Source organism: Bifidobacterium saimiriisciurei, from assembly GCF_010667655.1.
GTDB classification, from domain to species: Bacteria; Actinomycetota; Actinomycetes; order Actinomycetales; family Bifidobacteriaceae; genus Galliscardovia; species Galliscardovia saimiriisciurei.
Genome location: NZ_WHZU01000013.1, coordinates 61,962 through 73,598, shown reverse-complemented (window position 1 = coordinate 73,598; position 11,637 = coordinate 61,962). Strand labels below are relative to the sequence as shown.

The 11,637-nt window shown below is 67.0% G+C and carries 6 protein-coding genes; all 6 read left to right on the top strand.

What is annotated here, in order from left to right:
- Positions 1-175: 175 nt before the first annotated feature.
- The 6 genes from GFD18_RS08370 to GFD18_RS08345 all read left to right on the top strand — a co-directional run bounded on the left by GFD18_RS08370 (position 176) and on the right by GFD18_RS08345 (position 11,622).
- Positions 176-1,171: a ribokinase gene (locus GFD18_RS08370; protein ID WP_225433000.1), complete on the top strand. Its 996-nt coding sequence runs from the start codon at positions 176-178 to the stop codon at positions 1,169-1,171.
- Between the two features lie 12 nt (positions 1,172-1,183).
- Positions 1,184-2,200, top strand: coding sequence for a LacI family DNA-binding transcriptional regulator (locus tag GFD18_RS08365; RefSeq protein WP_163199381.1), 1,017 nt, complete (start codon positions 1,184-1,186; stop codon positions 2,198-2,200).
- Positions 2,201-2,327: 127 nt separating this feature from the next.
- Positions 2,328-3,848 carry a purine-cytosine permease family protein gene (locus GFD18_RS08360; RefSeq protein ID WP_163199383.1) on the top strand — a complete coding sequence of 507 codons (1,521 nt, stop codon included), beginning with the start codon at positions 2,328-2,330 and terminating at the stop codon, positions 3,846-3,848.
- 31 nt (positions 3,849-3,879) lie between these two features.
- Entirely contained in the window at positions 3,880-6,747 is a 2,868-nt protein-coding gene (locus tag GFD18_RS08355) for a type 1 glutamine amidotransferase family protein (protein ID WP_163199385.1), read from the top strand.
- Between the two features lie 10 nt (positions 6,748-6,757).
- Positions 6,758-6,916 carry a hypothetical protein gene (locus GFD18_RS08350; protein ID WP_163199387.1) on the top strand — a complete coding sequence of 53 codons (159 nt, stop codon included), beginning with the start codon at positions 6,758-6,760 and terminating at the stop codon, positions 6,914-6,916.
- An 8-nt stretch (positions 6,917-6,924) separates the two neighbouring features.
- Complete coding sequence (locus GFD18_RS08345) at positions 6,925-11,622, top strand: ATP-dependent helicase (protein WP_191997367.1); 4,698 nt, start codon at positions 6,925-6,927, stop codon at positions 11,620-11,622.
- Positions 11,623-11,637 lie beyond the last annotated feature (15 nt).

Here is an 11,637-nt window from a genome sequence, read left to right as displayed (position 1 = left end):
CCTGATGAGGGGGCGGCCGTTTTCGTAGGGGGCCATACTTGGCCTGCACATGGCTTGCGTAATTTAGTTTAGCGTTTTACCATAAGTGATGACAATGAAATCCCGCCCATCGTAGAGCGGTGTGACAATGCGGTTGTGGTTTTCGCGCCGGGCGGCTGGCCGTAAGGAGACGGTTATGGTGATGAACGTGGTGAACATCGGCAGGGTCGAGGCCCTCGACACCCTCGATTCCTTCGCGCAGACGGACAGGTCCCTCGTCGTGGTCGGCTCGATGAACGCCGACTACACGGTGACGACCGAACGGCTGCCCCGGCCGGGGGAGACCGTGAACGGAGGCCCCCTGCGCGTGCTGCCCGGCGGCAAGTCCGGCAACCAGGCGGCGACCGCAGCCAAGATCGGGGCGAACGTCCACATGCTCGGCGCTGTGGGCGACGACGACAACGGCAGGTTCCTGCTCGACCGCCTCGCCGAGGCCGGAGTGCGCACCGACGACGTGAAGCATGTGGACGGAGCAAGCGGCACCACCGTCATCACCGTCGACTCGCATGGTGAGAACACCATCGTCTACTCGCCCGGATCGAATGGCAGGGTCAGTCCGGAATACGTGCGCGACAACACCGACGTCATCACCGGGGCCGCAGTGCTCGGCCTGTGCCTCGAAAGCCCCATGCCCACCGTGGTCGAAGCGGCCCGCATCGCCCACGAAGCCGGCGTGAAGGTGCTCGTCAACGATTCGCCGTTCATTCCGGAACTGCCGCAGGACCTCATCGCCAACGCCGACATCCTGCTCGTCAACGAGCACGAGATGAGCCAGCTGCTCGGCGTCGACGAACCCGAGAACGGCGATTGGGACGGTGTGGACTGGGACGCCATCGTCGCACAGATGTCCGGATTCGGCTTCGACCAAGCCGTCGTCACCCTCGGCGGCGACGGCAGCGTGGTCATCGATTCCGGACAGGCGCACCGCATCGCGCCGGTGAAGGTCGACGCCGTGGACACCACGGGCTGCGGCGACTCCTTCATGGGCACCATCCTCGCCGGCCTCGCATCCGGGCACGATCTGGTGTCCAGCGCGCAGGCGGCGTCCTACGTATCCGCCTACGCCGCCACCGGACAGGGCGCCCAGGCCTCGTACGGCACCACGCGGCAGGTGCGCGAGCTGTTCTCCTAGACCGGAAGCCATATGGCCAGACGAACGACCATCAAGGATGTCGCGGCCGCCGCGGGAGTCTCCGTGACGGCCGTCTCCCTAGTGCTCAACAACCGCCCCTCGCGGGTCTCCGAGGAAACCCGGCGGGCGATTCTCGAAGCGGCGAAGACGCTGGACTACGTGCCGAACCAGGTGGCGCGCACCCTGGTGACGCAACGGTCCATGCTGCTGGCGTTCGTCGTTCCCGACATCCAGAACCTGTTCTTCGCGTCCCTCGCCAAACGGCTCGAGGACGAATGCCGGCGCATGGGGTACTCGCTCATCATCGCCAACACCGATGACTCGCGCGACACGGAGCATGACGTCATCACCCGGCTCGCGGCCCGTGGCGTGGACGGCATGTTCCTGATATCCGCAGGGGAGTCGGGTGCGGACATGGAGGGGTTCCGGCTTGACGTGACGCGCTGCGGGTGCCCCGTGGTGCTCGTCGACCGCATGCCCTCCGGCGCATGGTGCGACGCCGTGGGCATCGACAACCATGAAGGCGGTCGTCTCGCGGCCCGATGCCTCATGGAGCATGGCCACCGGCGCATCGCATGCGTGTCCGGGGACGTCCGCATCGGCAACGCGGGCGACCGCCGTGACGGCTTCGTCGAGGCGCTGGGCGAGGCCGGTCTGCGACCGGCGGCGATGATCGAAGGCGACTACCGTCATGCCGGCGGATATGCCGCGGCCGACGTCGTCGTCGAATCCGGCGCCACGGCGGTGTTCTGCTGCAACGACCTCATGGCGCTCGGCCTTATGAGGCGTCTGTCGGAGCGTGGCCTGCGGGTTCCCGACGACATGTCGGTCATGGGATACGACGGCATCGCCGAACGGTTCGGATTCGAATTCGACCTGACCACCGTCGGTCAGGGAATCGGCCGGCTCGCCGGCGAATCGGCGGCGATGATGAAGGGGCGGATCGAGCGTTCCGACGCTCCCGCCGGCCGACGCGTCGTCATTCCCCCGAAGCTCATCAGCCGTGGCAGCGTCGCCGCGGTCCGGTGACACGCCGATTCTTATGGTCGTAATGACCATAACTTCTCGATCGCGTGCTACATTCAGCCTGTACCTGTTTCGACCGACCCGCGCGCCCGATGGCCGCGGGCCTTTCCGCGACCAAGGAAGTGCGGCAATGAGCGACAACGATACGGCGGCAGCGAAGGCCGCCCCCTCCACCGGGCCCGAATCCAACGGCGTCAACCCCGTGCCCGAAAGCGAACGTCACGGCAGGTCGCGGGACCTGTTCTCCGTATGGTTCGCGTGGAACGTCTCCATCATGGGCATCAGCTACGGCATCTACGTATACGGCCTTGGCCTGAGCCCATGGCAGGCCATCGTCGCCGGAACCCTGGGATACGCCATCTCGTCGTTCCTCGTCGGCGTGCTCTCCGTCGGCGGCCCCCGCACCGGGCTGCCCACCCTGACCCAGACGCGCTTCGCGTTCGGATACCAGGGCAACCGCATCATCGCGTTCTTCGCCTACCTGTCGAACATCGGCTGGAAGGTCACCATCATCACCCTGGCCTCCACCACCGGCGCCAACATCTTCGCCCGGCTCAACCCCGCCACGTTCGCCAAGGCCGACGGCACGCCCGCCACATGGCTCGTGCTCGTCTGGTTCATCGTCGTGCTCGCCGTCACCATGGCGTTCGCCGTCGCCGGCCACGGCCTGATCATGAAGGCCGAGAAATGGATCTCATGGATCACCGGCGTGTTCACCATCGTGTTCATCGCCATGATCCTGCCGCACATCCACTGGGACAAACTGGCCGCACACCCCAACGGAGGGCCCATGGTGTTCGTCGGCGGCATCGTCATGGCCATGACCATGGTCGGCCTCGGCATGCTCAACTACGGTGGCGACTTCGCCCGCTACCTGCCTAAGGACACCAAGGCGCGCGGCGTCATCGGCTGGACCACCCTCGGCATCTCCCTGCCCGTCACCGTATTGCTGATCCTCGGCATCCTGCTCGCCGCCACCAACGACAAGCTCGGCGAGGCCGCGGCCGCCGACCCGATCGCCGCGCTTACGGTGCTCCTGCCCACCTGGTTCTTCGTGCCGTTCAGCATCGTCATCGTCATCTCCCTCGTCTCCGCGGCCATGACCGGCATCTACTCATCCGGACTGGCCCTCATGGCGGTCGGGCTGCCCGGCTCCCGTGTGGTCATCACCATCATCAACGGCTGCATCATCGCCTTCGGCGCCTTCTATCTGCTGTTCATCTCCACGTCGTTCCTCGCCACCTTCCAGGCGTTCCTCGCGCTCATCGCCGTGCCCATGGGCACGATGGGCGGCATCCAGCTCATCGACTTCATCCGCCAGAAGCGCTACGGATGGGATGTGCGCATGGCGCAGCCCAGGGGGCTCGGCGGCAGGTCCGGCCGATGGACCGCACTAACGGCCATGGGCGTCGCCACGGTGGTGGGTCTCGGCATGGTCACCAGCGCCGACCCGAACATCGCCAGGGTCGTCGGCTTCCTGCTCACCCCCGAACAGCGCGCCGGCGTCATCGGCTCGACCAATATCGGCGTGGTCGTCGCCATGATCGTGGGCACCGTCATCTATGCCATCCTCACCTATGGGTTCAAGCTTGACCCCAGGCCCGACCGGTCCCGAATCGACGCCGCCGACGCTCATCCCACGGTCGACTGACCATCCGACGCACCTGGAAGGACGGCATCCGATGAACGCATACGACAGTCGGGAACGCGCCGAATTCATGCACCCCGGCGCATGGAACGCGCCGGCCACCTACTGGTTCTGGCACCGCATCCCCACCGAAGACGAGATCGACCACCAGATCCGGCAGATGGACGAAGCCGGATACCGCTCCTTCCAGATACAGGCGCGCATGTCCATGCCGCTCGCCGACTATCTCGGCGACGACTACCTGCGCATGTGCCGCCACGCCGCCGACGTCGCCCGCAGCCACGGCATGATGATCGGCATATACGACGAATACAACTGGCTGTCCGGCCACGCCGGTGGCCGCGTCGTCGCCGACGGCCACGACGACCTGCGCGAACGACACCTGTTCCATGTGACCGCCGACGTCGACGACCGCGGCCACGTCGAAGGCGCCATCGACGGCATCCACGCCGTCGACGTCGACTACCTGCTGCAGCAGGGCCGCGACTGGGTGTTCGAGGGAGGCCGGCCGCAATGGGACCAATGGCGCCTCGTCGCCGCCGTCGCCTACGACGTCGACGACAGCGGCGCGGCCAAGGCCCCGACCATCCTCGATGTGACGGATCGGGCACGGCTCACGTCCGCCGACTCCGACGGATGCGCCGCCGAGGCCGATCTCACGGACGGCACCGTCTACGGACGCCGGAAAGCCACGTTCCTCGTGGCGGCGCGATGCGCCACCAGCCGCATGATCAACTACCTCGACCCGGCCGCCGCCCGCCGGTTCACCGAAGTCGGCTACGAACCATACGCCCGGGCCTTCGGCGAACACCTCGGCACGACCGTCGCCTACGTGTTCTTCGACCAGCCGCACGCCTGCTTCTTCGACTGGACGCAGAACGACGGCACCACCGCGTCCACGCTCATGTACGACGAACGGTTCTATGACCGACTCGCCCGCGAGGCGGGGGAACGGTGGCCGCGCATACTGCTGTCATGGGTCACGGACCTCGGCGACGGCACGACGGACGACCGCGTATGGTTCTACGAACGCTACGCCAGGCAGGGCATCGACGCGTTCTTCGGCACCATCGGCGCATGGTGCCACGGCCACGGGATCAAGCTCTGCGGACACGAGGTGCTCAGCCACGTCTCCTCATGGGATCCGACCAGCACCATCATCGCCGATGACCCACGCACCAACTTCGGACTCGACTACTTCGGCATCGACGCATGGCGCGACATCACCGGCGTGGACGCCCGCAACGACCACCCACAGCTCTCCGCCAAATTCGGCGACTCCGTGGCACGCAGCCACGGCCGCGGCGGATGCATCGTCGAACAGTACTTCGGCCGCGTCGTCCCCGGCTCCCACTTCGCCGCAGGATGGTGGGAACTCACCCTCGACCAGCTGCGTTCGCAGACCATGCGGCACCACGTACTCGGCATGAGACAGCTGCTCATGCACGCCTTCTGGCTCACCGACGGCCATGGGCCGGCCGGCGACGGGGTCCGGGGCGACGACTCGGCCGAGATGTTCGTCAACCCCCGGTTCGACTTCGCCCCCGGCGTCAACTACGAGCCGTGGTTCCGCTTCCACCGGCGTTTCGCCGACGAATCCGCCAGGGTCTCCGTGTTCCTCGACGGATGCGAGCCGCTGAACGAGGTCGCCGTGCTCTACCCACTGGCCACCGACTGGGCGTACGGGCCGAAGCACGGGTTCGGCCGCCATATGGCCCTGTGGTGCGAGAACCTCGCCCGCGACGGCATCGACTACGCCATCATCGACGAACGCGACCTCGCACGCGGCACTGTGGACCGGTCCGGCCGTCTGCGGCTACCGGACGGCCGTGCCTTCCCCGTGCTTGTGCTGCCGGGCGTGCAGGTGCTCGGCGATGAACGCTCCGTCGACGTCATCGAACGGTTCGTCGACGCCGGCGGCACATTGCTCGCCACCGGCGGACTTCCCGAGGAGGTGGCCGGGAGGCACGGCGGCTTTGTTCCCGGACGATTGGGGAATCCGATGGTCGAGAGCCGGCTCGTCCATGGCGGACTGCCGCAATGGCACAGGCTGGCGGCCGACGTGATGGAGGCGGTCCGTCCCCGTCCGCGGGTAGCCGATATGACCCCGGAATCCGGACAGCTGTGGATACGGCGCGGACGGGACCGCCGCGGCTGCCAACGCATCATGCTGTTCAACGACTCCGACCGGGACAAGACCACGTTCATCGAAACCGGTGCAGGCCATGCCCGGCTCATCGCATGGAACCCGCTTGACGGCACGGTGGGGGAGCCGGCGGAGACCCGTGGGCGCGGCGTCGGCCCGCGTATCGAACTGCGGATGCGCCCCCATCAGGTCATGCTGCTGCAGATCGTCCCCGACGGTGCCGCCGCACCCACATCGATGACGTTGTCGTCCGGCTGGCGGTTCACGCCATACGACGGCACGGAGATGACACGGCCGATGCCGATCGACCCGACCATCGGTTGGGAACGACAGGGATATCCCACGTTCTGCGGTACGGGACGATACATCCGTGACATCGTCGTCGACGAATCACCGGTCCACGACTGGGCTCTCATCCTCCCAAAGGTCAAGGGGTCCGTCGCCGTGCGCATCAACGGGCGACGCGTGGCCGAAGCGCCCTGGCCGGCCGGCCCGATACCATTGGGCCACACCCTCGAGGCAGGTGCGAACCGAATCATCCTCGACATCCTGCCGTCCGCCGCGAACCGGTACTACGCCGGAACGTCGCAGCAGGGGGACGGGCCGGCGCCATGCGGTCTGCTCGCCGCGCCGATACTCGTGCCGAACGACGACGCCACGTATATCGCCGACGTCACCGACATGGGACGAGGCCGAACGGCATCGGATAACGACGACGGACGGACGATGTTGACGTCGGACGATGGGCGCGGCTAGGTTGAATCGTATGAACACACGCCCCATCATCATCAGCCTGCTGGTAATCATCGCCCTCGTCGTGGCGCAATGGCAGAACTGGCTGCCGAACTCGACGTGGATACGGCTTCTGACCGGCATCGTCGTCGTGATATGCCTCATCGTCATCGCCTACCAGCGGCACCAGTGAGCGATACGATGCCGGCGGACGAAACCACGTCATCGGGCGGAGCCCTGTCCGCAGGAGACGTCATGTCGTCGTTCGCCCGGCAGACGGGACGATGGTTCACGGCGACGTTCGGCGAACCCACCGAGGCGCAACGCGAGGCATGGCCGGCCATCCACTCCGGTGCTAACGCGCTCGTCATCGCCCCCACCGGCTCGGGCAAGACGCTCTCGGCGTTCCTCTACGCCATCGACCGGATGATACGGGAACGCACGGCCGATGACGTTCCGGCGAGGAACGAATCCATGCCCGGCGACCGCCGCCCGGGAGTCCGCGTGCTGTATATCTCGCCGCTGAAGGCGTTGGGCGCGGACGTGGCCAGAAACCTCACCGGGCCGTTGGAAGGCATCGCCGACGAAATCGAACACGACACCGGACACCGGCCGAACATCAGCGTGGCCATGCGCAGCGGCGACTCCACCCCGCAGGAACGCCGCCGCATCGCATCCCATCCTCCGGACATCCTCGTCACCACGCCCGAATCGCTGTACCTGATGCTCACCTCCAAGGCGCGACGCATCCTGAACACCGTCGACACCGTCATCGTCGACGAGGTGCACGCCATAGCCGGAACCAAACGCGGCGCGCACCTCGCCGTCAGCCTCGAACGCCTCGACCGACTCACAGGCCGGCCCGCACAACGCATAGGACTCTCCGCCACCGTACAGCCCGCCGACGAGGCGGCCCGCTTCCTCGGCGGCGCCCGGCCGGTCACCATCATCGCCCCATCGCAGACGCCGCAATACGAAATCAAGGTCATCGAACCGGTCGGGGACATGCACGACCTCGCCTCCTCCGCCACCGACGAGGACGACGAACGGAAAACCGGATCCATATGGCCCATGGTCGAACGCAGCGTGCTCGACGCGGTGCTCGACCACCACACCACCCTCGTCTTCGTCAACTCGCGCGGACTGTGCGAGAAACTCACCGCACGGCTCAACGACCTCTACGCGCAACGACGCCACGGGCCGCAACCGATGGCATACGGCTCATCGCAGCATTACGCGGCCGTCGTCGGCTCATCGACCATGCTCGTCAACGACCACGACCCCGACGACACCATCGCCATGGCCCACCACGGCTCCGTCTCCAAGGACCGGCGCAAACAGGTCGAATCCGACCTCAAGGCCGGTCGCCTGCGCTGCGTGGTCGCCACCAGCAGCCTCGAACTCGGCATCGACATGGGAAGCGTGGACCTCGTCATCCAGATATCACCGCCGTTCTCCGTCGCCAGCGGACTGCAGCGCATCGGCCGCGCCGACCACCGCGTCGGCGGCGTCTCCCACGCAAGGTTCCATCCACTGACCCGCCGCCAGATCCTCGACACCACGGCAGCCGTGGAATCCATGCGCTCCGGCGACATCGAAACGTTCGCCGTGCCCGCCAACCCACTCGACGTCCTCGCCCAGCAGACCGTCGCCGCAGCCGCCATGGACCCGCTCAACGCCGACGACTGGTACCATACCGTTCGCCGCAGCGCCCCCTTCGCCAATCTGCCGCGGACGATGTTCGACGCGGTGCTGGCCATGATGTCCGGCGCATACTCCTCCGAAGCGTTCGCCGCATTCCGCCCCATACTCCTCTGGGACCGCAACACCGGCGCCATAACCGCACGACCCGGCGCGCAACGGCTCGCCGTGACCTCCGGCGGCACCATACCCGACCGCGGCACCTACAGCGTCGTCCTGCCCGACGAACTCGCCAAGAACGGGCCCAAACGCGTCGGCGAACTCGACGAGGAGATGGTCTACGAATCCCGCGTCGGCGACGTCATCACCCTCGGCACCTCCACATGGCAGATACGGCAGATCACACGAGACCGCGTCATCGTGCTGCCCGCACCCGGACGCACCGCACGACTGCCGTTCTGGCACGGCGACGGCGACGGACGCGACGCCGAATTCGGCCGACGGCTCGGCGCCGTGACACGGGAACTGTCCGACGGACTGGACGGCACACGATTCGACAAGCCGACACGCGAACGCCTATACGCCGACGGCCTCGACCACAACGCCACGGACAACCTCGCACGACTGCTCCACGAACAGCAGTCCGCCACCGACGCCATACCCGACGACCGGACACTGGTCATCGAACGCTGCCAGGACGAGGACGGCGACTGGCGAATCCTCCTCCACTCGCCATACGGCCGCCGCGTGCACGAACCCTGGGCCATGGGCATCAACGCACGACTACGCGACCGATACGGATACGAAGGCCAGACCATGGCCGACGACGACGGCATCGTGCTGCGACTGCCCGACACCGGACAGACCATGCCCGGCACCGACCTGTTCGTCTTCGACCCCGACGAGCTGGAGAACACCGTACGCAAGGAAATCTCCGGAACCGCACTGTTCGCCGCACGGTTCCGCGAATGCGCGGCGCGCTCGCTGTTCATGCCCCGCATGAACCCCGGCCGACGCGTACCCCTCTGGCAGCAGCGTCTGCGCGCCGCCCAACTGCAATCCGCCGCCAGCGGACTGAAGAACTTCCCCCTCATGCTGGAAGCCGCGCGAGAATGCCTCCAGGACGTCTACGACATGCCCGCCCTGCGCTCGCTGATGGATGCGCTGAACGAACGGCGCATCGACATCACGGACGTGACCACGGCCACGCCGTCGCCGTTCGCCCAGTCGCTGCTGTTCGGCTACACCGGCGCGAACATGTACCAGTACGACGTGCCGCAGGCCGAACGCAGCGCCGCCATGCTGTCCATGGACGTCGGCGTGCTCGCCGAACTGCTCGGCAGCGGCGAGGAGGACCTGACACAGGTGCTGGACGCGGGCGTGATCGCCGACATCGAACAGCGGCTGCAATGCCTGGCCGACGGCCGGCGCAAACACGGCATGGAAGGAGTGGCCGACCTGCTTCGCACGCTCGGGCCATTGACCGCGGAGGAGATCGCGCAACGCATCGACACCGAGGCCGGAGGAAACACCGCCGGCATGGACCAGGTCGCGCAGGCGAACGACATGCTCGAGACACTGCGCGCGGCCCGGCGCGCGGAACCCATGCCCATCGGCCCGCACCGGTACTGGGCCACGCCCGATGACCGCCGGCGACTGGATGAGGACCCGGACGACCTGATCCTCCGATACGCACGCACCCACGGTCCATTCACGGCGCGGGACATCGCCGAACGCTTCGGGCTCCACCTCGGACAGACGCGGGCCGAACTACGCTACCTGGCCGAGGAAGGCCGACTGCTCGCCGGCATGTTCCTCACCGAGGACGGAACGGATGCAAGCGATGCGGGGGAGCACCAGTACCTGCACCCGGACGTGTTCCGCACCCTCCGCTCCCGTTCCCTGGCCAAGGCGCGGGCGGCGGTCCGCCCCGTGGCCGCGGAGGCATACCAGAGCATGGTGCTCGCCAGACAAGGCGTGGGATGCGTGGGAGGGGAGCATTACGAAGGCCCGGACGGCGTGCTGCGCGTCATCGAGCAACTGGAGGGGACGGCGTTGCCGGCGGCGATGTGGGAAACGGCCGTCTTCCCCGCACGCGTACGCGACTACCGGCCGCCGATGCTCGACGAGCTGCTCGCATCCGCGGAAGCAGCATGGGTGGGTTCGCCGACCGGGAACGACACACGGACGGCCGGCTCCATAGCCTGGTACATCGCTGCCTCCGCCATCATGCCCACGCCATCGGATCGCACGGAAGCCGACTCCATACTCGAACGCCTGCACGACGGCGGCGCATTCCACGCACGCCAACTCGCGGGCGGCGAAGAGCCGCCATCGTTCGAGAACCATATGCGACGACTGATATGGAACGGACTCATCACCGGCAGCACATTCGCCCCCATACGGGCGCAAATCGGACAGTCGCCGACCGCGACACGGCATGCGTCCGCCATGAGGCGCTCGCCGAACCGTCGCCGGAGGACGGCCGGAGGCATGGGACTTCGGCGGATGCCCGACGCTCCGGCATACACCGAGTTCGGCGGACTGTGGTCAAGCGTGGCCGCCATTGCAGCCGGCGACGGGACGGAAAACGAAAAGAACCGCGAATCGGACGAAACGCGACGCGCCGTCGCAATCGTGGACATGCTGCTCGACCGCTACGGCGTCATCGCGCCGCCATTGGCCCAGATGGCCGGCGTCGACGGCGGATTCGCCGCGCTGTATCCGGTATTGAAGGCCATGGAGGAACGCGGCGACCTCGTGCGCGGCATGTTCGTCGAAGGCCTCGGCGCATCGCAGTTCGCAAGGCGCCGAACCGTGGACGCCCTGCGCCGACGCGCCAAGGAGAAGCCGCAGAGCGTGGCGGCCGTGGACACGCTCGACCCCGCGAACCTCTACGGCGCCGCCCTGCCGTGGCCGCTCGTGCGGCATGATTGCGGCGACGTGGAGTCACGGCCGGCATCAAAACCCACACGGCGTGAAGGGACCATGACCGTCATCGTCGACGGATCGGCGGCACTGTACGCCGCGCCGCGCAGCCACCATCTCACTGCGCTGGCGCCGATCGACGACGAGCATGAACGGATGCTGAGACGCGCACTGGCGGAACTGGCGCACGCCCTGCGACGCAGATACTCGTCCACACTGTTCTTCGCCGATATCAACGGCACGCCGCTCACCGCAAGGACGCCGATGCGGACATGGATGCATGCGGCGGGCTTCACACCGGCGCCGCAGGGCATGAAACTCTACCCATGAGCGCCGGCGGAAGCC